The sequence below is a fragment of the Paenibacillus sp. P4_A9 genome (genome assembly GCF_056402415.1).
The window spans coordinates 25,719-50,206 of sequence record NZ_JBFUHL010000039.1 but is presented as its reverse complement, the minus strand read 5'-3'; the positions used below and the strand labels follow the sequence as shown (position 1 = coordinate 50,206).

General features: G+C 46.3%; 21 protein-coding genes, 1 tRNA gene and 1 other RNA gene. 2 read left to right on the top strand and 21 right to left on the bottom strand.

Annotated features, from left to right (window positions below):
• Positions 1–22: 22 nt before the first annotated feature.
• The 19 genes from AC1DVJ_RS21620 to AC1DVJ_RS21530 form a co-directional block, all read right to left on the bottom strand.
• A complete protein-coding gene (locus AC1DVJ_RS21620; RefSeq protein WP_477593237.1) occupies positions 23–1,399 on the bottom strand; it encodes a family 4 glycosyl hydrolase in 1,377 nt (458 codons plus the stop codon).
• A gap of 40 nt (positions 1,400–1,439) precedes the next feature.
• The gene (locus tag AC1DVJ_RS21615; protein WP_477593228.1) at positions 1,440–2,273 is read right to left on the bottom strand and encodes a carbohydrate ABC transporter permease; all 834 of its coding nucleotides are present in this window, start codon (positions 2,271–2,273) and stop codon (positions 1,440–1,442) included.
• Between the two features lie 7 nt (positions 2,274–2,280).
• The gene (locus tag AC1DVJ_RS21610; protein WP_477593227.1) at positions 2,281–3,198 is read right to left on the bottom strand and encodes a carbohydrate ABC transporter permease; all 918 of its coding nucleotides are present in this window, start codon (positions 3,196–3,198) and stop codon (positions 2,281–2,283) included.
• Positions 3,199–3,275: 77 nt separating this feature from the next.
• A complete protein-coding gene (locus AC1DVJ_RS21605) occupies positions 3,276–4,604 on the bottom strand; it encodes an ABC transporter substrate-binding protein (protein WP_477593226.1) in 1,329 nt (442 codons plus the stop codon).
• A gap of 56 nt (positions 4,605–4,660) precedes the next feature.
• Entirely contained in the window at positions 4,661–5,386 is a 726-nt protein-coding gene (locus AC1DVJ_RS21600; RefSeq protein ID WP_477593225.1) for a glucosamine-6-phosphate deaminase, read from the bottom strand.
• 12 nt (positions 5,387–5,398) lie between these two features.
• The gene (locus AC1DVJ_RS21595) at positions 5,399–6,301 is read right to left on the bottom strand and encodes an ROK family protein (protein ID WP_477593224.1); all 903 of its coding nucleotides are present in this window, start codon (positions 6,299–6,301) and stop codon (positions 5,399–5,401) included.
• Between the two features lie 317 nt (positions 6,302–6,618).
• Positions 6,619–7,464: a phytanoyl-CoA dioxygenase family protein gene (locus AC1DVJ_RS21590; RefSeq protein ID WP_477593223.1), complete on the bottom strand. Its 846-nt coding sequence runs from the start codon at positions 7,462–7,464 to the stop codon at positions 6,619–6,621.
• A gap of 289 nt (positions 7,465–7,753) precedes the next feature.
• Positions 7,754–8,118, bottom strand: a transfer-messenger RNA (tmRNA) gene (gene ssrA, locus AC1DVJ_RS21585).
• Positions 8,119–8,282: 164 nt separating this feature from the next.
• Complete coding sequence (smpB, locus tag AC1DVJ_RS21580; RefSeq protein WP_057310204.1) at positions 8,283–8,765, bottom strand: SsrA-binding protein SmpB; 483 nt, start codon at positions 8,763–8,765, stop codon at positions 8,283–8,285.
• Between the two features lie 97 nt (positions 8,766–8,862).
• On the bottom strand, positions 8,863–11,928 hold the full coding sequence (gene rnr / locus AC1DVJ_RS21575; protein ID WP_477593222.1) for a ribonuclease R: 3,066 nt from the start codon (positions 11,926–11,928) through the stop codon (positions 8,863–8,865).
• 29 nt (positions 11,929–11,957) lie between these two features.
• On the bottom strand, positions 11,958–12,320 hold the full coding sequence (locus AC1DVJ_RS21570) for an alpha/beta hydrolase (protein WP_477593221.1): 363 nt from the start codon (positions 12,318–12,320) through the stop codon (positions 11,958–11,960).
• A 191-nt stretch (positions 12,321–12,511) separates the two neighbouring features.
• Complete coding sequence (secG, locus tag AC1DVJ_RS21565; RefSeq protein WP_477593220.1) at positions 12,512–12,748, bottom strand: preprotein translocase subunit SecG; 237 nt, start codon at positions 12,746–12,748, stop codon at positions 12,512–12,514.
• A 105-nt stretch (positions 12,749–12,853) separates the two neighbouring features.
• Positions 12,854–13,564 carry a M50 family metallopeptidase gene (locus AC1DVJ_RS21560; protein ID WP_477593219.1) on the bottom strand — a complete coding sequence of 237 codons (711 nt, stop codon included), beginning with the start codon at positions 13,562–13,564 and terminating at the stop codon, positions 12,854–12,856.
• An 88-nt stretch (positions 13,565–13,652) separates the two neighbouring features.
• Complete coding sequence (gene eno / locus AC1DVJ_RS21555) at positions 13,653–14,945, bottom strand: phosphopyruvate hydratase (RefSeq protein WP_477593218.1); 1,293 nt, start codon at positions 14,943–14,945, stop codon at positions 13,653–13,655.
• Positions 14,946–15,095: 150 nt separating this feature from the next.
• Positions 15,096–16,634, bottom strand: coding sequence for a 2,3-bisphosphoglycerate-independent phosphoglycerate mutase (gpmI, locus tag AC1DVJ_RS21550; protein ID WP_477593217.1), 1,539 nt, complete (start codon positions 16,632–16,634; stop codon positions 15,096–15,098).
• Between the two features lies 1 nt (position 16,635).
• Positions 16,636–17,388 carry a triose-phosphate isomerase gene (tpiA, locus tag AC1DVJ_RS21545; protein WP_477593216.1) on the bottom strand — a complete coding sequence of 251 codons (753 nt, stop codon included), beginning with the start codon at positions 17,386–17,388 and terminating at the stop codon, positions 16,636–16,638.
• A gap of 30 nt (positions 17,389–17,418) precedes the next feature.
• Positions 17,419–18,600, bottom strand: coding sequence for a phosphoglycerate kinase (locus AC1DVJ_RS21540; protein ID WP_477593215.1), 1,182 nt, complete (start codon positions 18,598–18,600; stop codon positions 17,419–17,421).
• 164 nt (positions 18,601–18,764) lie between these two features.
• The gene (gene gap / locus AC1DVJ_RS21535) at positions 18,765–19,772 is read right to left on the bottom strand and encodes a type I glyceraldehyde-3-phosphate dehydrogenase (RefSeq protein WP_477593214.1); all 1,008 of its coding nucleotides are present in this window, start codon (positions 19,770–19,772) and stop codon (positions 18,765–18,767) included.
• Between the two features lie 83 nt (positions 19,773–19,855).
• The gene (locus AC1DVJ_RS21530) at positions 19,856–20,878 is read right to left on the bottom strand and encodes a sugar-binding transcriptional regulator (RefSeq protein ID WP_477593213.1); all 1,023 of its coding nucleotides are present in this window, start codon (positions 20,876–20,878) and stop codon (positions 19,856–19,858) included.
• Positions 20,879–21,141: 263 nt separating this feature from the next.
• Between AC1DVJ_RS21530 and AC1DVJ_RS21525 the strand changes: the two genes are divergently transcribed.
• Positions 21,142–21,213: transfer RNA gene (locus AC1DVJ_RS21525), tRNA-Arg, on the top strand.
• Positions 21,214–21,379: 166 nt separating this feature from the next.
• The gene (gene clpP, locus AC1DVJ_RS21520; protein ID WP_028555559.1) at positions 21,380–21,961 is read left to right on the top strand and encodes an ATP-dependent Clp endopeptidase proteolytic subunit ClpP; all 582 of its coding nucleotides are present in this window, start codon (positions 21,380–21,382) and stop codon (positions 21,959–21,961) included.
• An 81-nt stretch (positions 21,962–22,042) separates the two neighbouring features.
• On the opposite strand, the gene AC1DVJ_RS21515 is transcribed toward clpP, so the two are convergent.
• Both AC1DVJ_RS21515 and AC1DVJ_RS21510 read right to left on the bottom strand, forming a co-directional pair.
• On the bottom strand, positions 22,043–23,806 hold the full coding sequence (locus AC1DVJ_RS21515) for a stalk domain-containing protein (protein WP_477593212.1): 1,764 nt from the start codon (positions 23,804–23,806) through the stop codon (positions 22,043–22,045).
• A 361-nt stretch (positions 23,807–24,167) separates the two neighbouring features.
• A complete protein-coding gene (locus AC1DVJ_RS21510) occupies positions 24,168–24,437 on the bottom strand; it encodes an HPr family phosphocarrier protein (protein WP_028555561.1) in 270 nt (89 codons plus the stop codon).
• Positions 24,438–24,488: the final 51 nt, after the last annotated feature.

Below are 24,488 nucleotides of genomic sequence, written 5' to 3'. Positions count from 1 at the left end.
TAGTTGACCGCCAGTTACGCCTCTATTTCCACTCGAGAGCAGGCAGGAGATCCTTCTGCAACTCACACATCTCATCAATCATCGCGCAAGCCTGATAATACGTTGGCGCCTGAGGATCCAACAGAATTGCTTGCAGCAACTTCGTTTTGGACTTTTCAACAAATGCTTCAAGCAGAAGCTTATGAATCGAGCCTTGAATGTGGATCGTTCCGATAACCGCTGTCGGTAGTTCCACTGTCATCGGCTTAAGAGTAATGCCTTGTCCATTGACGATAGCCTGTGTCTCAACAGCCATATCATCAGGAAGACCCTTGATCGCGCCCTTATTCGGCAAATTAACTGCATTGATTTGAATTTCATCGTCAAAGAAAATCGCTTCGATAATCGGAATCGCGTATTCTTGACTGCATTTTACTTTCTCTTTATCAAACGTATAAGCTTGATTAACCCACGTCTCCTGCGTTTGAACAGGCTCGTACAGTCCTCTTTCCAAGCTGTTGCCGTTCGCACAGTAGACGAAATCCGGTGTTCTCGAGTCTTTTTTCCACAACTGCTCGCGCATCGGGTCGTAACGGTATTGCAGCGCCAATCCTGCGTAGAAATCTGTCGCATAGGAGATATATTCTCCGCAGTGATTTGTTCCTGGGTATGGATAGTAGCCGTAAATTTGGTACATTGTTCTGGACAAAGCAATGTGGTCAAACTGTGCCATACGATTGGCCTTTTGCTCTTTTTCACGGAAAAGCGGGTACAGATCTTGGCCAGTCGCTTTATCCCAAATTTTAGTGAAGAAGCCAAAGTGGTTTAAGCCGCCTCCTTCGAAGCCGACTTCTTCCGGTTTCATTTCCAAAAATTCACACAATTGATGAACGCCCATATCCAGACCATGACATAGGCCTACGATCTTAATGGAAGTCAATTTGGAAATGGCTTCTACCAATTTCGCTTCCGGGTTCGTATAATTGATGAACCAGGCGTTCGGACATACTTTTTCCATCATGCGTGCAATTTCAAGCATCGGGCCTAAGTTGCGAAGTGTATGGAACATGGAGCCCGGTCCGCCATTTTCGCCATAAATTTGTTTACTGCCGTAGCGACGAGGGATGTGGAAATCTTGAGACCAATAGAAATATCGATCGACCTCAATCGCAACAATTGTAAAATCAGCATCGCGGAGCGCGTCCTCCAAATCGGTTGTCTGCCAGATGTTTGCCGGATGGGAAAAGGAAGCGAACATTTCTGTCGCATACTTATAAGTTCGGTTCACATTTTCCTCTGCTATATCCATAAGTGCGATATCAAGTTCCACCTCGTTTTTCAACCGTGGTGACAGCACAATATCCTGTAACGCCCCTAGGGCGAATGAAACACTTCCAGCTCCGATTAATGCAATTTTCATCTTTTTCAATCGACTTCATCTCCTTAAATTTTTAGCTGATCTACTCCTTCAAAGCCCCTACCATCACACCAGAAATAATATTCCGTTGGAAAATCATATAAACAATAGCCGTTGGTAAGGCCGAAATCACTGCTGCGGTGGCGATCATCGTGTAATCCATGGTGAATTTCGTTTGGAAATAATTCAATCCTACAGGCAGCGTTCTAAGTAAATCATTCTGAATGAGAATTGTCGGTAGCATGAAGTTATTCCACGCCCCGATCGCTGTGAAAACAATCAGAGAAACGATTGGCGGATAGAGCATCGGCAACAGAATCAAGTACAGATTTTGCAACTCAGTCGTACCATCCATGCGTGCCGACTCTAGCAAGGCATGTGGAATATCTCTCATGAACCCTCTTAATAGAAAAATAGAAAACGGAATGTTCATCGCAATTTGCGGCAATATCAATGCCCAAAGCGTATTCAGCAAACCGACCGATTTTAAATTGTTGAACAATGGGATAATGAGTAAATCCATAGGAACCGTAAGTCCCCAAAGGATGATCAGAAATAAAATCCCTTTGCCTCTAAATTTCATGTGCGCAAACGGATAAGCACCGAGCACTGAAAAGATGACGACAAACACGACAACGATAAGGGTGACAATGACGCTATTTTTAAAATAGCCAACAAAATTCCCCACTTGCCAAATACGTGAATAATTGTCCCAATGCAACATCTCCGGCAGTGCCAATGGACCGTTCGTATAGATTTCAGCCTTGGTTTTCAGCGAAGTAGTCAGCACCAGTAAAAAAGGACTTATCGTTAACAAAGCTGCGCAAGCCATGATGACATAGATGATTGCACGTTGAACGAACGGAAATTTGGTCATAGACTCATTAATCCCTTTCCCTGATAAAAATAATGGTTCTGGAGACGATGAGGATGAACAGTGTCAACATCATAGAAGCCGCAGCCGCGAAGCCCAAACGGTTTACGATAAAGCCTTGGGTATACACGTAATACGAAATAACGTAGGAGCTATATCCTGGTCCGCCCTTCGTTGTAGCCATTACAATATCAAAAACGCTGAAAGAACCGATCGTCATCAAAATAATAATCGTCGTGATCGTCTGACGTAGACCCGGAATCGTTACATGGCGGAATTGCCCCAAGGGCCCGCAGCCGTCAATGTTGGCAGCATCATATAATTGTGAATCCACGTTCTGCAATGCAGCCGTAAAAATCATCGTTGTGTAGCCGTAGCTTCCCCACAAGAAAATCACAAACAGCGCATACATGACAAGGTCTGGATTTCCGAGCCAGCCGGTCATCGGTTTAGCGATTCCTAGCTTGCTTAAAATTTCGGCTAATGGTCCAAAATTCGGATCGTAAATCCATTTCCAAATAACCGCGGCAATAACAGATGAAATGACCTGCGGGAAAAAGAAGGCCAATTGAAACCATTTGGCAAATTTAATCTTCCCTCTTACCAGCAAATTCGCAAAAATAAGCCCCGCCCAAATCGGTATCGTGACTCCACCAACAACCCACATCAAGGTATGCTTAATGGCTTCCCAGAACATCGGTTCACTCGTAAACAGTTGGATGTAATTATTAAGACCCACGAACTTCTTCGGACTAATACCGTCCCAACTCGTCATACTGATGTAAAACGTTTGTATAGCCGGCCAGAGCATGAAATAAATCACCATGGCGAAGGCAGGCAATAGGAACAAATACGCGAGTGGATTGTTCCGATCGAACCTTTTCAGCTTCGATTTACTCTTCTTGAATGGTATGGCTTCTTGCTTCACAAGTATCGCCTCATATTATAGGATGGACGTCCTCCCATCCACTAGGGTTGAAGGACGTCTGTAATTTAAATTTATTATTAACCTTGAGTCGCTTTCACTAACTTGTCGTACTCATTTTTGATTTCAGTCCATGCTTGCTCCGGAGTGCTCTTATGAAGAGACATCAATTGAATCTGTTTGTTTAAAATATCACCTAAGCCCGGAACCGCATTATCAAGGTAGAATCCCATTTGCGTCCCTTCAGTAGACTTGTCGACTTCTTTCTTCAGATCAGAGGCAGTTGCACCGGACAGATCTGCCTTCACCGTAGGAGTAGCTCCGTTTTCATACCAGACTTTGATGGCATTAGGGTTCATAAACGCATCGATGAAATCAAGCGCAGCTTGTTTCTTCGCGTCGCTTAGTTTTGCGTTCAAAGCCCAGCCGCCGTCTGTTGGATTGATGATTGTATGTGTTGTGCTGGTTGCATCAAATTGCGGGAATGCAAAAGCGCCTGTCGGTATTTTTGTACCTTCATACGTGCCGATATCCCAGTTTCCACCTAGAACCATCGCAGACTGGCCTTTTGCATAATAAGTCGGCACCGCATCGCCAGTGATCGATGCATCATCTGGGCGGTAGTATCCTTTATTGCCCCAATCGTTGATTTGGTTCAGTGCGGATACAAACCCTTTTTCAAAAGCAGGTGTCACACCTGTATGGAAATAAAATCGTTTTACATCATCCATTGGAACTTGATTGTAAAGCATTTGGAACAAAGACCACATCTTCGGCGCATTCGACATGCCGCCGTTTTCCATCGGAACGAGACCCGCAGCTTTTACCTTTGCCAAAATGGTGTTGAATTCATCCATTGTTTTTGGAGGTGTTAGCTGTAATTTGTTGAAAATGTCTTTGTTGTAATAAACAACGACAGGAGCTGTCATGAAGGGAATACTGTAATATTTGCCAGGTGTTCTCGCGTTTTGGAAGTCGATCGCGCCGGGCGTTTCTTTATCGATCCAACCGCGGCTCTTTACATCCGCAGAAATATCCATCAAGTAGTTGTTGCTTTGCAGCATTTGCTGCATCATATCATCGACATATACAATATCTTGACCCGAGTTAGAATTAAAGGCCAGTTTCAAATTCTGCGCATAATCAGCCCATGGGCTTGGGTTAAAATTGATCGTTACATTAGGATGTGTTGCATTGAAAACTTTGATCGTCTCACTCATTTCTTTCATGCCGGTTTCATCACTGAAGGTAGAGGTGACAGTCAGACTGACTTTCCCCGAAGAAGCTGCTGCTGTAGGAGCCGCAGTACCTGCTGGTTGCTCTTTCGTGGTGCCTTTGCCACAGCCTACAGTGCTTGTCAGCATGATAGCCGTTAAAAGAAAAATGGAGTAAGATTTCATTTTTTTCATGTTAAAATCCCCTTCGCTTTTACATTTTTATGTTTTGAAAATAAAACGCCAATTTATTACTCGATTAAACTTGCAGCAGCTTCGTCGAGGCAAACATGCAAATTCGGATGCCCCTGTAAAACTGTAACCGGAATTTCATTTGTGATTTCATTGTGCATTGCTTTTCGCATGATCTCTGCCTTTTTCATTCCATCCGCTACGACAATCACGATCTCTGCTTCTAGCAAATGCTTGATACCAAGTGTAATTCCCTGTTGTACATCTCTTTGCTCGGTAAAATATTTAGCCGAAACTTGCTTCGTGACCGCATCCAGGTCGATCACGTGCGTGTACAGATCAAAGCTGATATTCGGCTCATTAAAACCAAGGTGGCCGTTCATACCGACGCCTAGCAGCAAGACGTCGATAGACCCGTTAGCCTGTATGCGAGCGTCCATCTTGTCGCATTCCGCTTGCAGATTCTCGCTTTTGCCATTAAAGAAATGAATGTTTGCTTCCTTGATGCCGCAAATCCTGAAGAAATGTTCATCCAATGTTTGCCGGCAGCTGCCTTCATCTGAACCGTCCAGACCAACCCACTCGTCCAGACTAATGAAATGGCATTGATCGAAATTCACCTTCCCTAGCCGCCAGGCTTCCACCAAGCAAGCAAACGTGCCAAGCGGGGTATTCCCTGCAGCCAAGCATACGAGCGAATCCGGCTTGAGATTTATACTTTGAATAATGAGCTCGGCAGCCTGCCGAGACATTTCATCGTAATCGTGCTTTACGTACGTTTTCATGATTCTCTCCCTTTATAATGTGCCTAATTGTTCAAGAGCAAAAGCTGCAGCGCCTACAGCTCCTGCTTCCTCGCCAAGCGAAGTCAATTCGATTGTTGTCGGGATTGGTGTAAGACTCGCAACCGTGGTGCGGATCAGATCAAGCACCATAGGGAGCGACCTGGAAACACCACCTCCAAGAATAACTTTTTCAGGATTTAGTATACTCACCATATTCGCAATACCGATCGATAAATCTGTAACGAATTCTTGTATAACCTCAATCGCCTTTTGTTCGCCGCGTGCATACATCTCAAACAGTTGATGTGATGTAACACCGTGCTGGGATAGCGCTACGCCAGAAACCTTTTTCTCATACAACCCGAACTCCCCAAAAGCATTCTTCTTGTTCTCGAGAACATCTTTATTCATAACCAGGTAGCCTACTTCTCCTGCCATATAGCCGCTGCCTTGGATCAGGGAACCGTTAGCCACAATTGCACTACCTAAACCGGTTCCAATCGTAATGACTACAAAATCATTCAAGTTCTTTGCTGCACCGACCCAATGTTCCCCTAGAGCCGCACAATTCACATCGTTATTCACAAAAATCGGTTTATCTATAAATTTTTGAATTTCGGTTTTGAAAGGGACGTGATCCCATTTGAAAGCCGGAGCTTCAATGACAATACCTTCTTTGCTGTCCGTAATACCAGGAACCCCAAAGCCAATCGCAGCCACTGAATCCATCGCTACATCAAACTCACGTAAGCTATCCTTAATTTGCATAGAAATCGCTTCAAAATTCCCGGATGCACTCACCTTTTTCTGGTAAACAACATGTCCTTCATGATCTACAATGACAGTAATTATCTTCGTTCCGCCAATGTCGACGCCAACACCATATATTTGCGACATCATTTCATTCTTCTTCATCATAAATCCCTCTGATGTCACCCCCATTGAGATCAATTGCAATGATCGATTCATTTTTAGTTAGTTTGTTCCCAGTGCGTACTAACTAAACCAAATACACTCGATTTTTTATTTATGTCAGTTCCAGAGCAAACTAACATTTTCCTAAAAAATAATAGCCCGCCAAGTGGCGGGCTACCCATTTATATTAAATCCTTCTCCTGATCGAAAGCTTAAGCAATCACACCAAGAACACCTGCCTCTGTACCCATTACTGCGGTTTCCACCGTCGTTGAATCGGAGTTTTCAGCTTGTATCATGTCCAACACGGGACGAAATTAAGCTTCCCAATCTTCGCTGTACAGCAACGGATTGAGCGGGCTGCATGGCGTTTCGCCAGACTTCTGCCCAGGCAAACAGGCCGCTAAATCGTTGCGCCGTGCATTGCTGTCCGGCTCTACGATGACCGCATCGTCTGCCACATAGATAACGGTCATCACTTTCCGCATCGTATCCGTAGGATTGCCCGGCGCGCTGTGCAAGGTCCATCCGGCATGGAAAGTGGCGTCGCCGGCAGCCATGGCGCCGTACGTCACTTTCTCGAACCCTTTGCTCTCTATGTATTCCGCCATTGTGCGGTGTGACTCATCGGAAATCACCAATTTGCTGATATACCCCATCTTTTGGGACTCCGAAGCGAACATCATCGATCCGATTTGCTCGGAAATCGGTACAAGAGGCATCCACATCGTTATCATTTTATCTGAATTGAAAGGCCAGTAAATTTGATCTTGGTGCCATGGAGTATGGCCCCCGCCCGGCTCTTTGAACAGTGCTTGGTCATGATAGAGGCGGACAGCTTTGACTCCCATCAATTGTGCCGCAATTTTGGCGAACCGTTTGGCCGTTACGAACCGTTTAATTTGCTCACTTTTCACCCATAGGTTTCCAATTTGAATAAACGCTTTGCCGTAGGTATCGCGTTCCTCTATAGACTTGTCATGATAGTTCAATTCTTTGACCCAATGGGTAATGATAGGCTCATATACCGCGATTTCCTCAGATTTCGCTGCATTACGGACCATGACATGCCCGTTTTTCCGATATCCTGCAATTTGGTTGGCCGTGAGTTCATAGGTGGAGTCCAAATCCGGTAATTCATTCACTTGTTCTTCCATATTCATCATTAAGTCTCCTCATACTAATATATTCGAGTCGTATCACAGATTCTTCGAAGATGCATTCAATTAGCGTTTCTCGTTAGCTTTGTTTGCATACATTATACAGAAATGCTCCTTCGGAATTAACTTTTCCAAAAGTCCACTTGAATCATTTTATTTATTTTTCTAATCTGCTTAATTCTATTCCAATGGTGGTCAAATAAATCCCCCTTTTCCCGCGCGGGCGAACCCTTGAGAGGGTTCTTCCTATACAAAAGAAAAAAAGCACCCTCAGCGGGTGCTTCTTCTTTCTGTATGGAGGTGAGGGGAGTCGAACCCCTGTCCGAAAATATTGCCACACAGGCATCTACGGGTGTAGTCACAGTTTTGATGTCACCCGAGCATCGCCCCGTAACCGGCTATGCGTTGGGTCAGCCTGATTGTCTTCCTACGTCCGACCCCAGGCGGAGACCAAACGTCGTATCCCACTATAGTTGAGCCCCTATCCCAGTCACATGGGCGATGCTGAGTAGAAGCACGCTAACAGGTTATTAAGCTGCTAAAGCGTAGTTGTTTTGTGTTTTGCCATTTAATAGGCTTTAGCGTTTTAAAGTGGACGCGGCCCCACTACCCGCAACCCGCGCTCAAACTATCCCCGTCGAATCCAAGAACACCCCCGGATTGCCTTCGAAACCGCCATAGACGGTGAAGGTTAAAAGGACAAGCTGTAGAGCCAAGTTACACTTGAAATCTCTTCGTTACAATTACTAGTATACCATAAGTACGAAAAATATGAACCCTAGGTTCATGGAAGACAAGGTGTTACCTTCCAATACTACCAGCTATCTAGCAATCTTCTGCTTCTCACGCAATGCGCGTTGAATATCGCGTTGTGCGTCTTTCTTCGCAGCGGACTCACGCTTGTCGTATTGCTTCTTCCCTTTACCAATACCAATGAGCAGCTTGGCGTAACCGTTACGGATGTACACCTTCAAAGGAACGACGGTGTAACCTTCTTGCTTCGCTTGGCCAAGTATTTTGGCGATTTGCACCTTTTTCAAAAGCAGTTTTCGCGTCCGAGTTGGATCCTCCGGATTGCTGCGATTGCCTTGATCGAAAGGGCTAATATGCATATTGTGTACAAAAGCTTCGCCATTCCTAATCGTCGAAAAGCTGTCGCCAATGTTGGCTTTACCTGCCCGTAAGGATTTGATCTCCGTGCCGGTCAGGACAAGACCGCATTCATAAGTATCTTCAATAAAATAGTCGTGTGAAGCCTTTTTGTTCTGGGCGAGTAGTTTGCCATCAGCCTTTTTAGTTGCCACGTGAGATCCTCCTCCCGCACGCTAAAATGCAGGTAAATCTTGCTACAATGTGCAACCTATTGTAGCAAGATCATGCCCGAAAAGCAAGAACCGGCGACTATCTCCGCCGCTTCTTGCTACCATCGCCGTCGTCACTCCGACGACGGCCGCCCTTGGCGAGCGCGTTGACGCCGCTCGCCCAATCACTGCCGCTACTGCGCTCGCCAGTAGCTCCGCCACCGCCCGCTTGGGCTTCGCCGCCAAGCGAAACGCCGCGCTTGCCTTCGCCATCGCGGCCAACCCCGCTGTCAGTCCGCCCTGCGCCGACTGCCTGCAACCGCTGGCTCAAGCTGCCGCCTTCGCCAATCTTACCGCCTCTGCCGCCACGTTTGTCACTCCAAGGCGTGCTTCCACCTTTGCCGCGGCGCGACCTTCCTTCACCTGCCGCATTCCCTTGGAAACTGCCCCCATTGCCCGCTCCAATGCCTGCAATGTTCTCCGATTTTCCATCTCCACTTCCAGTAAAGCCCTCGGCTCTACGTTGTCCTTGTCCTTGCCCTTGACTTTGGCCCTGACCTTGGCCTTGTCCTTGCCCTTGACTTTGGCCCTGACTTTGGCCTTGACCATATCCCTGGCCTTGCCCTCTGCCTCTAGATCTTCTACGACCTTGCTCTGCTCCTTCTGTTCCACCAGCACCCTCAAACTTCCCGCGAGCCGCCATCTCAATCCGACGAGCAGCCCCATTATCGGCACGCCCGCGCTTTTTACCTTGATTTCCTGTTGCTTGATTCCCAGAAGCATCGCTCTTACTCGTGCCCTCGCCTTGACCAACCACAGGCTGTGTCTTCGCAAAGCCACCCTTGCCTTTGTAACCGCCCTTGCCCTTTTCTGATCTACCGCCTGTTCCACCTTTACCTGTTTCCGTTCTGCCCCTGCCTCTATCGGTTCCGCCTTTATCCGACTTACCACGGAACCCTTTAAAGTCGCCTGCACCTTTAAATTTCCCACCGCCACCGCGGTTATATCCACCCTCTTTACGAGGCTTCATATCCAGTAATTCAAAATCAATCGTATGCTCATCCATATTCACACGAGCAACTCGTACCTTAATGCTGTCACCAAGTCGATAAATTTTGGAGGTACGTTCACCAATTAAAGCATGCTGCTTCTCATGATGATTATAGTAATCATCGGTTAAATCACTCAAGCGGATTAAACCTTCAACCGTGTTATCCAGCTCGATGAACATCCCAAAGCCCGTAACGCTCGAGATAATACCCTCGAACTCTTCACCGACTTTATCCAGCATATACTGTGCTTTCTTCAAAGCCTCAGTATCACGTTCTGCGTCTACAGCAATGCGCTCCCGCTCGGAGGATTGCTGTGCAATATCATTCATACGCGAAGCTAAATAATCATGGCGCTGATCTGTTAAGGTTCCACCGTTCTCCAGTACTTCACGAATGACACGGTGAATAACCAAATCCGGATAACGACGAATCGGAGACGTAAAATGAGAATAAAACTCCGCCGCTAGGCCGAAATGTCCCAAGCTCTGCGCATCATACTTAGCCTGCTTCATCGAGCGCAGCATCACTTTACTAATCACGGTTTCTTCTGGAGATCCCTTGATATCTTCTAATAACGCCTGCAAGGAACGCGCATGGATCGCTCCGCCCTTACCTCCTCGCATCGCATAGCCGAACGTCGTGACAAACTCCATAAAGTTCATCAGCTTCTCAGGATCCGGATCTTCATGGATCCGATACAAGAACGGCACTTTCAACCATGAGAAATGCTCGGCAACGGTCTCGTTCGCGGCTAGCATGAACTCTTCGATCATCATTTCAGCGACGGAGCGATCTCTTTTGACAATATCGGTAGGCTTACCGTCAGCATCGACAAGGATTTTGGACTCTTCAAAGTCAAAATCAATCGCACCACGCTTCATCCGTCTGGAACGCAGTCTAGCTGCGAGTTCTTCCATCCGTTTAAAGTCTTCCATTAAATACGCATATTTCTCCACGATTTCTGGCTCTGCTTCACCTGTCAGCAGCTTGCGTACATTCGTATAGGTCATCCGTTCACTAGTTTTAATCACACTGGTGAAAATATCATGCTTAACGACCTTCAAATCCTGGTCAAATTCCATCTCACAAGACATCGTCAACCGGTCTACACGAGGGTTCAAGGAACAAATCCCGTTGGATAAACGATGCGGCAGCATCGGTATCACACGATCGGTCAAATACACGGAGCATCCGCGATTGTAGGCCTCAATATCAAGCGCAGTACCTTCCCGCACGTAGTAACTGACATCCGCAATATGCACGCCTAGGCGAACATTCCCATTTTCCAAAAGCTCCACATTAACCGCATCATCCAAATCCTTCGCATCTTCGCCATCGATGGTTACAATGGTTTTCGAACGAAGATCACGACGGCCTTGCCCGATGATTTCTTCTTCCGTAATCGAATCTGGTGCTGCATCAGCTTCCGCCAAAACTTCCGCTTGGAAAGCCTCAGGCAGTTGGTGTTTACGTATAATAGCCAAAATATCTACACCTGGATCATCCTTATGACCAAGGATCTCGATAACTTCACCTTCTGCCGCGGACCGTCCCTCTGGATAGTTCACGATCTTCACAACGACCTTCTGACCCGAGACTGCGCCCATAAAAGCATGCTGCGGGATGAAAATATCCCGAGACACCCGCTTATCATCCGCAATGACGAAGGCATACGTTTCCTGGCTTTGAAAAACACCTACAATTTGCGAATTCGCCCGCGTAATGACCCGTACGACTTCACCTTCCAGACGACCGCCGCCTTGGCTGCGCGCTGTTACTTTCACGAAAACAATATCGCCGTTCATCGCCGTATTCAGGTCGTGCGCATTGATATATACGTCCGGGTGCTCGCGATCTTCAGGAATGAGGAATGCAAAGCCCTTCGCATGAGCCTGCAGCTTGCCTCGCACCAAATTCATCCGTTCCGGAACGCCATAACGATCATTCGGGCTCCTTAGGATCTGACCGCTTTCTTCTAATTGATTGAGCATTTTAATAAAATCTTTAAACTCATTCGCACTTCCAATCCCAAAATGCTTCTCAAGCTCTTTATAGGACATAGGCTTATACGCCTCTTCTTGCATCAAACTAATAATCTCTTTGTCTGTTATCATACTCATATCACCTTCTTGTTGTTGTTGAACTAAGCTTTCTCTATCGCCGTATCCGTTTCCTTCACTCCATAGTATGCCACTTCCAAGGAAACGATAAACCCAGAAATATCAGCATAGACGCGCTCTCTCTCCTGATCCAGCAGTAAACCGTGAGAGGACTCTTCATAATAATGAAGCTGTTTGACCTGCGAACAGGTACGTTCTTGAATAAAGACTGCACTTCGAGGATGAACGACGCCATCCTTCTTTCCTTGTCCTATCCATATAGGGACTTGCACCTGAGGCAGTAATCCGCGTACTACGCAGCGAATCGGCGTCTTGGTATAAGCACATGACTCATCTAACAGTGTGGAGTTCGGTTTAGCTTTTTGGCATAGAATGCCCCATAACAATCACGTTTTTGCATTTCCTTGCAAGCCCGTCAAAACTCTCCAGCACATGCCCATACCAATCCGTCCATCCGGTACGCTTCATATCCTCTGGTTTCGTGCCGTGTCCCACTGCCAACTCCAATACGAAGCACTCGCTTAAAATGAAAAAACAGCAGGAGTATAGTTCCCCTGCTGTTATCGTTCTATGTGTGTTAGCCCTTCACTACGTATGCTACGACAATGGAAAGAATAAAAAATGCAGCAGCAAGCCCCATTGTTGCACGGGACAAAAATAGTTCCAAACCACGAGCTTTTTGTTTACCAAATAAGTGCTCTGCGCCACCGGAGATGGCACCGGACAAGCCTGCGCTTTTCCCTTTTTGTAAAAGGACAATCGCGATTAATCCAACCGAAGCTATGATTAACAAAATTTTCATAAAGATTAACATATTAGCACCCCAATTGCCTATTCTTTGCCTTATACAACTAGCATAAGTATTCTAACATAGTTCGTCCAGGAACACAACCAACAGTCCTAAACGATGCATCCGTCACTAATCGCGATAAGATCCCAACGTAGTAGGTCCACTTGCGCGTCTAGCTCTCTTACTTCGCCCTAAGAAAGCACTCACCGCTTGCTTCGCGCACCAAAGCGCGAATAACGTGAACCCGATCGCCCATACGATCGCAGGCACTCCAGTGTGATTGGCCAAATTACTCGCATCACCTGCGCTCCGGCTGTTTTGCAACGCATATACGATTAGCGAAGCTGGACCAAACACCGACTCCTCCAAGCACAAGAATGCGAGCAGTAGGTAATAGAAGTCGCGCAGCCACTTTGGCGTAAGCGCAAGAACCACAACAGTTAGAATAATAAAACCGACCAAGAACATGACACCATACCCATTACGCACGAATAAAACGAGGGACAGGATCGATAAAGCAGCCGTCACTTGCAAGCCAAGTCGCTGCTTCCCTCTTGCGTAGGCCGAGAACAGAAACCATGCAAACACCGAGGCCGTCATATAGCCCGCCAGTGACACAGGGATGATCGCCCAAGACTTCGTGATCGTTGATAACGTAACACCGCTTTGATTGCTGTACAGCTCGATATACATGACCTTACCTGACAGAGCCAAGGTTGCTGCTGCATGGCCGAACTCATGTACCATCGTGTCGAGGTTCCGGAAAAAGGAAGAAGGGAGCCAGTGCGTGAGCACCGCGGAACCTATTAGAAATAAAATAGTTTTTACCCAGTTGCTCATACAGACGACGCCCCCCTGATTACATAAACGAGCAGGTGACTGAATCACCTGCTCGTTATATTTTTATTCAGTTAAATAGGAAGTAGAATTACTTGAAGTTTCTCAAGTTGTAGAATGCTTTTTTACCAGCGTATTGAGCTACAGTGAACAACTCGTCTTCGATACGAAGAAGTTGGTTGTATTTCGCTACACGGTCCGTACGGGACGGAGCACCTGTTTTGATTTGACCAGCGTTCGTAGCAACCGCGATATCAGCGATTGTGCTGTCCTCGCTCTCACCGGAACGGTGGGAGATAACTGCTGTGTAACCAGCGCGTTTTGCCATTTCGATCGCATCAAAAGTCTCAGTAAGTGTACCGATTTGGTTAACTTTAACCAAGATGGAGTTACCAATGTTTTCTTCGATCCCTCTGGAAAGACGCTCAGTGTTCGTAACGAACAGATCGTCACCAACGAGTTGAACTTTGTTACCCAATTTCTCAGTAAGCAATTTCCAACCTTCCCAATCGTCTTCGGAACAACCGTCTTCAACTGTGATGATTGGGTATTTATCAACCCATGCAGCCAAGAAGTCAACCCACTCAGCGGATGTGAAGGATCTGCCTTCGCCTTCAAGGTGGTATTTACCATCTTTGAAGAACTCAGTGGAAGCAACGTCCATACCCAAGAATACGTCAACACCTGGTTTGTAACCAGCGTTTTCGATTGCTACAAGGATCGTTGTGATTGCTTCTTCGTTGGATGCGAAGTTAGGAGCGAACCCGCCTTCGTCGCCAACTGCAGTATTAAGGCCTTTTTCTTTCAATACGGATTTCAAGCTATGGAAAATCTCAGCGCCGATGCGAAGAGCTTCTTTGAAAGTTGGAGCGCCAACTGGCAGAACCATGAACTCTTGAACGTCAACGTTGTTGTCGGCATGTGCCCCACCGTTGATGATGTTCATCATTGGAACTGGAAGTGTTTTCGCGTTGAATCCACCAAGGTAAACGTACAATGGCACGTCCAAAGCGTCAGCAGCTGCGCGAGCAACAGCCATGGATACAGCTAGAATCGCGTTAGCGCCTAGTTTAGCTTTGTTAGGTGTACCGTCAAGCTCGATCATTTTGTTGTCGATGCCAACTTGATCAAGAGCGTCTAGACCAATGATTTCTGGAGCGATGATTTCATTTACGTTCTCAACAGCTTTCAGAACGCCTTTACCCAGGTAACGACCTTTATCACCATCACGAAGCTCGACAGCCTCGTATGCGCCTGTGGAAGCGCCTGAAGGGACGATAGCACGGCCGAATGCGCCGGACTCAAGGTATACTTCTACTTCAACAGTTGGATTACCGCGGGAATCCAATACTTCGCGTGCGTAAACATCAGAAATAATTGTCATTGTGAAAAAACACTCCTTCAATAATATAAATTAGTATTTCCACATAAGTAAGTATAAGTTTTCGGTTCCCGAAAACAGCTTACTTATTGGCGATAAAACCTACCTCTAAACGCGGTCGCTCATCTCTGAATGACTTCGATAAAGGTTTTCTCACTTGTTTAAAATTGTTACACCGGTCATTTGCTCCGGTTGCTGTACTTCTAAGAAGTCTAGCATCGTTGGAGCAATATCTGCCAGAATACCGCCATCTCTTAGTGTAACAGATTTGTCCGTCACAATAAAAGGCACCGGATTCGTTGTGTGTGCTGTATTGCGTGAGCCGTCCGCATTCGTAACGACATCGGCATTTCCGTGATCCGCTGTGATGCAGACTACGCCGCCTTTAGCTAGAATAGCTTCGACTACTTTACCAAGACAATCGTCAGTCGCTTCGATCGCTTTCACTGTTGGTTCAAGCAATCCAGAGTGACCTACCATGTCAGGGTTTGCAAAGTTCAAGATGATCACATCATGACGCTCAGCTTCTACTTCTTTAACCACCGCATCCGCTAATTCATAAGCGCTCATTTCCGGTTGCAAATCGTACGTAGCAACCTTCGGTGAAGGAATCAACAAGCGAGTTTCGCCTGGTAATTCAGCATCACGACCACCGCTGAAGAAGAATGTTACGTGCGGATACTTCTCAGTTTCCGCTGCGCGAAGCTGTTTCAGACCATTCTGAGCCAGAACCTCGCCAAGTGTGTTATCGAGATTCTTCGGTTTATACGCTACGAAACCGTCTACGGACTCACTGAACAACGTCAGACATACGTAGTAGAGGTTCTTCGCTACCTTAGGACCGCGATCAAAGCCACGGAAGTCTTCATTCGTGAAGACTTGGGAAAGCTGGATCGCACGGTCAGGGCGGAAGTTAAAAAAGATAACCGCATCGCCTGATTCTACAAGTCCTACCGGCTGACCATCGTTACCAACGATAACCGTTGGCATAACGAACTCGTCGAAGACGGATTTCTCATAGGATTCTACGATCGCTTTCATCGGATCCGTGTAAGTTGGACCATCGCCATACACCATGGCGCGGTAGGATTTCTCCGTACGCTCCCAGCGTTTATCGCGGTCCATCGCATAATAGCGGCCTTGTACGGTCGCAATTTTGCCTACGCCGACTTCCTCGATTTTGTTCAAAAGCTCTTCCATATACCCCTTCGCAGAATCTGGAGCCACGTCGCGGCCGTCCAAGAATGCGTGGATGTAAACTTCGCTGAACTCTTCTTTCTTCGCCAAGTCCAATAGAGCAAATAAATGCTGAATATGACTATGTACACCGCCGTCAGAAAGCAATCCATACAGGTGAAGTTTCTTGCCGTTTTCTTTGGCGTGACGAACAGCGCCTAGAATCGTTTCATTGTCGTAAAATTCACCATCACGAATCGATTTCGAAATCCGTGTCAGATCCTGATACACAGTACGGCCTGCGCCGATGTTCAGGTGTCCTACTTCAGAATTCCCCATCTGACCTTCTGGCAAACCTACAGCCTCACCGCAAGCGGTGAGGGTTGTATGAGGGAACGTCGACCAGTAACGGTCATAGTTCGGCTTTTTGGCATGAGCAACCGCATTCCCCTGCTCTTCCGAGCGGAGTCCGAAGCCATCGAGAATGATGAGTGCTACCGGTTTCGGTCTGGACATGTTACTTCGCCCCCTGGACGAGTTGGATATAGGAAGCGGACTCTAAGCTCGCTCCACCTACAAGTGCGCCGTCGATGTCAGGCTGTGCCATGTACTCAGCAATGTTGTTCGGTTTTACGCTGCCGCCGTATTGGATACGAACTACGTCTGCAACTGCTGTGCCGTAAAGACCGCTCACCAATGTACGGATGTAACCGATCACGTCTTGTGCATCTTCAGCTGTTGAAGATTTACCTGTACCGATTGCCCAGATTGGCTCGTATGCGATAACCACTTGTGCAGCTTGTTCTGCGCTAAGACCAGCGAAAGCCGCTTCTGTTTGTACTTTACAAACTTCTTTCGTTTGACCCGCTTCACGCTCTTCCAACTTCTCGCCTACGCAAAGAATTGGTTTCAAGCCGTGTTTGAAAGCCGCAACGACTTTCTTGTTCACGATTTCGTCGGACTCAGCGAAGTAAGCTCTACGCTCGGAGTGACCGATGATTACATATTCAACGCCAAGATCTTTCAGCATAACGCCGCTGATTTCACCTGTGAATGCGCCGTTATCTTCAAAGTGAAGGTTTTGTGCGCCAACATGTACGTCAGTACCTTTTGTAGCTTCAACCAGTGCTGGCAAGTTTGTAAAAGGGGAACAAATTACGCTCTCCACGCCTTCTACTGTGCTGCCTTTCACTTCGTTCACGAAGCTGATTGCTTCGGAAACGGTTTTGAACATTTTCCAGTTACCCGCGATGATCGGTGTTCTACTCATGGTAAGTCTCCTTTTATGAAAAATAATTTCTTATTTGTCGTTAAGTGCTACTACGCCTGGCAATGCTTTACCTTCCATAAACTCCAAGGAAGCGCCGCCGCCTGTGGACATATGGTTCATTTGCTCAGCTAAGTGGAATTTCTCTGTTGCAGCAGCAGAATCGCCGCCACCGATAACTGTGTAACCCTCAGTCGTTGCACAAGCTTGCGCTACTGCACGTGTTCCGTGGGAGAAAGGCTCGATTTCGAATACGCCCATTGGTCCGTTCCAAACAACCAGTTTGGACTTCGCAATAACGTCTGCGTAAAGTTCACGTGTTTTCGGTCCGATGTCAATGCCTTCCCAATCTGCAGGAATGCTGTCGATGTCTACGATTTGCACGTTAGCATCAGCGCCGAATTTATCAGCAACAACGATATCCACTGGAAGCAGGAAGTTCACACCTTTTTCTTTTGCTTTCGCAATAAAGCTAAGCGCTAAATCAAGCTTCGAATTGTCCAGAAGCGATTTACCGACTTCATAGCCTTGTGCTTTCAAGAATGTATAGGACAGACCGCCACCAATCAGGACGTTATCTGCAATGTTCAGGAGGTTTTCAATGACAGCGATTTTGTCTTTCACTTTGGATCCGCCCACGATGGCTGTGAAAGGACGCTCTGGGTTATTCAGTGCTTTGCCTAGAACATCAAGTTCTTTCTCCATCAAAAGACCCGAAACTGCTGGGATATAAGCTGCAATGCCTGCCGTCGACGCATGTGCACGGTGAGCAGCACCGAAAGCATCATTCACGAACAGATCAGCCAGATCAGCGAAAGCTTTTGCCAACTCAGGATCATTCTTCTCTTCACCTTCGTTGAAACGAACGTTTTCAAGCAAAAGAACGTCGCCATTTTCAAGCGCATCGACTTGTGCTTTCACGATTTCACCAACGGATACATCCGCTTTAATCACGGATTGACCAAGAAGCTCAGCCAATTTTGCAGCAACTGGCGTTAAACGAAGTTCTTCAACCACTTGTCCGTTTGGACGACCAAAATGGGCAGCAAGAATAACTTTAGCACCTTGCTCTACTAAGAATTTTATCGTAGGAAGCGTTTCTCTGATGCGCGTATCATCGGTGATTTGACCGTTTTCTACAGGTACGTTGAAATCAACGCGAACAAATACTCTTTTACCAGCTACTTCAACATCGCGAACACTTTTCTTATTCATTGTAAAAGCCTCCTAAAAGTTTTCGTCAGAAAACTGACTTCGTAAGCACAAGCTTTGGCGTGTATGGTCTTCTTCCAGTTCTATCCTTGTATATGTGTAAATCGCACATAAAGAGGAGAATCGCTTCTCCCCTTCATGTGGTTTTTTATGTGATGATTATGAAATTACAGACCTTTTTTCGCGATGTAAGCTACCAAGTCAACAACGCGGTTGGAGTAACCCCACTCGTTATCGTACCAGGAAACAACTTTCAACATGTTGTCGCCAACTACCATTGTGGACAAAGCGTCGATTGTGGAAGAAGCTGGGTCACCATTGAAGTCGCTGGATACAAGTGCATCTTCTGTGTAGTTCAGAATGCCTTTAAGAGGGCCTTCGGAAGCTTGTTTCAAAGCTGCGTTTACTTCGTCAACAGTTACGTTAACTTTAAGCTCAACAACCAAATCAGTTACGGATACGTTAGGTGTAGGAACACGCATAGCCATACCGTTCAATTTGCCTTTAAGCTCAGGAAGAACTAGACCGATTGCTTTTGCTGCGCCAGTGCTGGAAGGAATGATGTTCTCAGCTGCTGCACGAGCACGACGAAGGTCTTTATGTGGAACGTCAAGAACGGATTGGTCATTTGTGTACGAGTGAACAGTTGTCATCATACCTTTTACGATTCCGAAGCTATCGTTGATAACTTTCGCGAAAGGAGCCAGACAGTTCGTAGTACATGAAGCGTTGGAGATGATTGTGTGTGCAGCTGGATCGTATTTGTCTTCGTTAACACCAAGTACGATTGTGATATCTTCGTCAGAAGCAGGAGCGGAAATGATAACTTTCTTAGCTCCACCTTTCAAGTGAAGGGATGCTTTTTCTTTTGCTGTGAAAATTCCAGTGGACTCGATTACGATTTCAGCGCCTACAGAAGCCCAAGGCAGGTTCCCAGGGTCACGCTCAGCAAAAACCTTGATGGAACGACCGTTAACGATCAATTCGCCTTCGCCAGCTTCAACTGTAGCGTCTAGTTTACCGTGAGTAGTGTCATATTTAAGCAAGTGCGCCAAAGTTTTAACGTCAGTCAAATCATTTACTGCCACGATTTGTACATCATTGCTGTTTAATGCCGCGCGGAATACGTTACGACCAATACGTCCGAAACCGTTAATACCTACTTTTGTTGTCATAGTCAGTTCCTCCTAAGATTACATAAAATATTATATTTCAAAACGCAGCCAAGAAGGCATACGTTATGATGTCAACTTCTTTGTTAAACATGCTTCATAATTTCTAGGGCTGCTGCTTCGTCTGTGACAAGCACATCTTCTTGCCCATGTCGCAGTACAGAAGCGATCGCTTCCCCCTTGCTCTTCCCGCCAGCAACACCAATCACGACCTCAACACGCTGCAGATCTTCCAGCCGTAGTCCGACTGTCGGCATCTTATGAACCACATTTCCTTGGCGGTCAAAATAATACCCGAGCGCCTCAGCAAGTGCCCCATCCGCTCTCAGACTGCCCGTAGTCTCAGCATCTACCTTACGTCTGCGTGCCATGACCATAGCATCTCCGATACCATGGACAACAATGCGACAACTCCGCACTGCGTTCACAACTTCCTGAATCTGCGGATCTTGAATGAGCGATTGATACGCTTCTTCTCCAAGATGATCTGGGACATGCAGCAGTCTGTATTTCCCGCCTGTTTTCTTGGCCATAATGGAAGCAATCGTGTTCGCTTGCATATCTACACTTTCACCAAGTCCACCTCGTGCAGGGACGAACCAACTGCCCTTCATCGAAGAAGATATCGCTAGGTTATTAGCTATCTGCGCCATCGTCGATCCACCGGTTACTGCGATGATATCATCTTTGGCCACATATTTACGTAGGGCGGCCGCACCAGCGCGTCCAAGCTCCTTCTTCGTAAATACAGAAGTGTCAGAATCTCCTGGAACAATGATCACATTTGAAATGTGAAAAGCTTTAGCAATGCTGTCTTCCAAATCCGTCAGGCCAAACGCCATCTTAATGATTGGCTGCATATCCTCCAGCAGCTGACGACCAGACTCGCTGATCTTCATACCGCTTACGTCAGACTCCAGAAGCCCTAGCTCCTTCAGGAAATCCACTTCACCGCGAAGTACACGCTCCGTCATATCGAGTGAGGACGCTAACGTCCTTCGTCCGACAACACCGGAAACTAAGATGTGTTGCAGAATCGAGTAGCGTTTCTTCATGATGTCCATAAGATCAGGCATGAGCTGTTTCTGAATGTCTAGAATCTCTCTCATAGGACGACTCCTAACGCTCCGATCCATCGCAGGACATTTTATGTCCCGGGTATGCATTTTGTGTCCCACCCGGACGAAAAAAAAAGTTCCTTGCTCAATTCATATTTCGTTTCTCATTAACATTTCTTATTATAACCATTTTCTGCGCAACATTCAACATTTGTTCAAACATTTTTCTCTAATTGGGCTTGAAAGGGCTTACCATCTTGCTTTTTCTGGACGGCTGACTTATAATAACCCTTGCTTCTCTTTTTCAAAGCTATGCGCCCGTGGTCCAATGGATATGACGTAGGCCTCCGAAGCCTGAGATAAAGGTTCGATTCCTTTCGGGCGCGTCCACTAAAAACAATAGCTATACTTAGTCAGGAACCCTAAATCAGCTTCGAAGCTGATTTTTTTTTGCGTTTAGTTTGACCTTTCTTGACCTTCAGACGTTTTTTCGTTATCATACTTGTAGATACTGTAAATAGTATGTAACCCAACCCCAAGGAGGTCATTCTCATGAGTTTTATTCCTATGGTCGTCGAACAGGACGCGCGCGGTGAAAGAGGATATGACATCTACTCTCGCTTGCTGAAGGACCGCATTATATTCTTAGGCACGGGTGTCAACGATGTTGTGGCGAATTCCATCATTGCTCAGTTGCTCTTCTTGGCCGCTCAAGATCCTGATAAAGATATCTCGCTTTACATTAACAGCCCAGGCGGCTCGATCACAGCCGGTATGGCCATCTTCGACACGATGCAGTTCATCAAACCGGACGTATCCACGATCTGTGTAGGTATGGCCGCTTCGATGGGCGCCTTCTTGCTCACAGCCGGTGCCAAAGGTAAGCGTTATGCGCTTCCGAACAGCGAAGTCATGATTCACCAACCGCTTGGCGGCGCAGAAGGTCAAGCCTCAGACATCGAAATTCGCGCAAAGCGCATTTTGAAAATGAGAGACAACCTGAACACCATCCTAGCTGAGCGCACAGGACAAACCTTCGAGCGTATCGAGAAGGATACCGACCGCGATAATTTCATGAGCGCTAAGGAAGCAGCCGAATACGGACTCATCGATAAAGTCATCGAGCGCGTCTAATTTTATACAAGAGAAAAACCAGCCGATCTTCAAACGCTCCGGTGAGCGATGAAGATCGGCTGGTTTTTTGTTTTACTTACGTTACTTCTTTTCTTCCAATGGATAGAAAATCAAATCAATCGGAAACGCTGAGCCCGCTGGAGGCGTGAACTCAATATCTAACGCATCTTCTGTACCTGTCGTACGTGCCAGTACTTCCAAGCCATCGAATGCCGTAATGACACCGGAATACGGTACAGGAATGATTTCACCATTGATTTTAAACGGCCCTTTGAACACGCCGCCTCTAGCCATGATCATCACAGCCATTTTGCGCGGCTTATCCGCATGGATTTTATAGACCACGCCATAATTCCCGCCGTTCTCCACATTCATCTTCCGCATCACGTCATAACCTTTGACGAACGGATCCGTCTTATTATCACCGATCGTTAATACGGAGGCTTTCGTGAAGCTCGAGGCATCAACTTTCCACTGAATCTCCGAAACCGGGAAGGTTCCGCGAACATGACCGTTAAAGGAAAGCAAAGGCAATTCTTTCACTGTCGTTGGTGTCAGCATCTTATCCGTTGCGATAAAGGACATTTGTAGCTCACCGTTTGTTTCGACATCATAGAACAAATTAACACCTTGCCCTGGATAGAATTCAGGCAGCTTCGCATACACATAACTTGCGTGAGGCAAAACCGTCATTTCATCTGTGTACACATTATTAAGAAGGAAATCAACCGACGCTTCGCTGCCAATCAAGTTCGCATAAACGGAAGGATAGACTTCACCTTTATTCGTCGTTTTGATCGTAACCGGTTTATCTGTGTTGTTCGTGGCGAAGATCGCCATTGTCATCTTCTTTTGCGTGCCATTAATATGATCCGCGTATAGGCGTGCTTTGCCGTTAATATTGTCCTGATACAAAATACCGCTCGTTGTGAACTCTTCTGGACTGTCGCTCACAAGCAGCGTGCGACCTTGCACTTCTTTTACTTCCTTCGGAAGCATCGGCAATTCATTAAAATGTGACCAAATCGTCGACCAGTTCGTTTTAATGAACCCGCCAACCGGCTTCATATAAATCGGATACTCTACTTCTGATAAGTACGACTCATTAACCACGGTCACGTAGCTTTTGAACAATTTACTCACATGGTTATGTCGATCCTTGACCGTTAAGGTCACCGGATATTGGCCTGGTTTGAAGAAGGCCTCTTGGTTACCTGTCCAATCGTAGGATGCGATACCTTCTGCATCTGGATCATAGCTCAGATCCAAATATTTAACAGGCTCACCAAGTCTGTAGGTAGGCTTCGCAGTAGCAAACTTGGCAACAGGGCGAGAATTACTATCTTGATCAATATAGATGCCCTCAGGCGCTTTAAAATGTACAATCTCTACGCGTCTCAGTTCACTGTTATACGTGTACTTTGCACCCATGTAATCAGCTAACCATGTCAGCTTCACGAGCAACTTACCATTCACGATAGCGGCTACTGAATTAAAGGGTACATCCACCCCATTCGTTGTCACCGTCTTGTGATCGGAATCAAGCACAATGTTGAAGCCTGGAGGTGCCATTTGAATCGTGCGGGATAAATCATTCCACTCCACTTGAAAGCCCAGTGTATCACCTAAGAATTTGGCTGGAACGAAAGTGCTTCCATCAATAATCGTAGATGGGGATTCGAGATGAATTTGCTCCTGATTCACGAATGCTTCTGACTTATCAATATAAAGTAAAATAAAGGACGAGCTTGTTGATACCGCATGTGCGGCTGGTGCTGTAATCGTACTGACTAGAAATACGAGAACGGCCAATAGAGCAATCATTTCTTTCTTTACTACACTCATTTCACTTCGGCTCCTTCTTAAAGCTTGGGATCGGCACGCCACAATGAAATATAAAAAGCCCTATCCATCATGACCACGTTTATTAGACGTAGCCAAGCGAAAAAGGTTGCTTTTTCCACTAATTGTTAACAATTTTGACACTTTTAGACGAATTGCGATTTACTCGATGAGAAAACCTCTATCGAGGCAATTCAAAGATGCGCGACCGCGTTTAGAGAGGAGAGAGACTTTCGTCTCCGACCAAAGATCCCTATAAATGGTTTTATCGCCAAATAGAAAGACGTTTTCGGAAACCGAAAACTTATACTTTCTATTGTGGTAAACTGCAAAAAAGCCCCCTCGAAAGGTGGCTTTTAAAGGATTATTGGTTTTCCAATTCTTCCTTACTGACTAATGTGACTAAAGCGTTTACAGCCTGCTCTGCATCCGAACCTTCTGCACTTATGAAGACTTCGGTCCCTGTGCTGATCGCAAGACTCATAATTCCCATGATGCTTTTCGCATTCACTTTCTTTTCATCCTTCTCAACAAAGATCTCCGATGAAAACTTATTCGCCTCTTGAACAAACAATGCCGCAGGTCTGGCATGAAGTCCTGTTCTCAACTTCACAACGACTGGACGTCTGGACATGGAACTAATTCCCCCTAGTGTGGAGCTTATATGGATTACTATTAATAACAG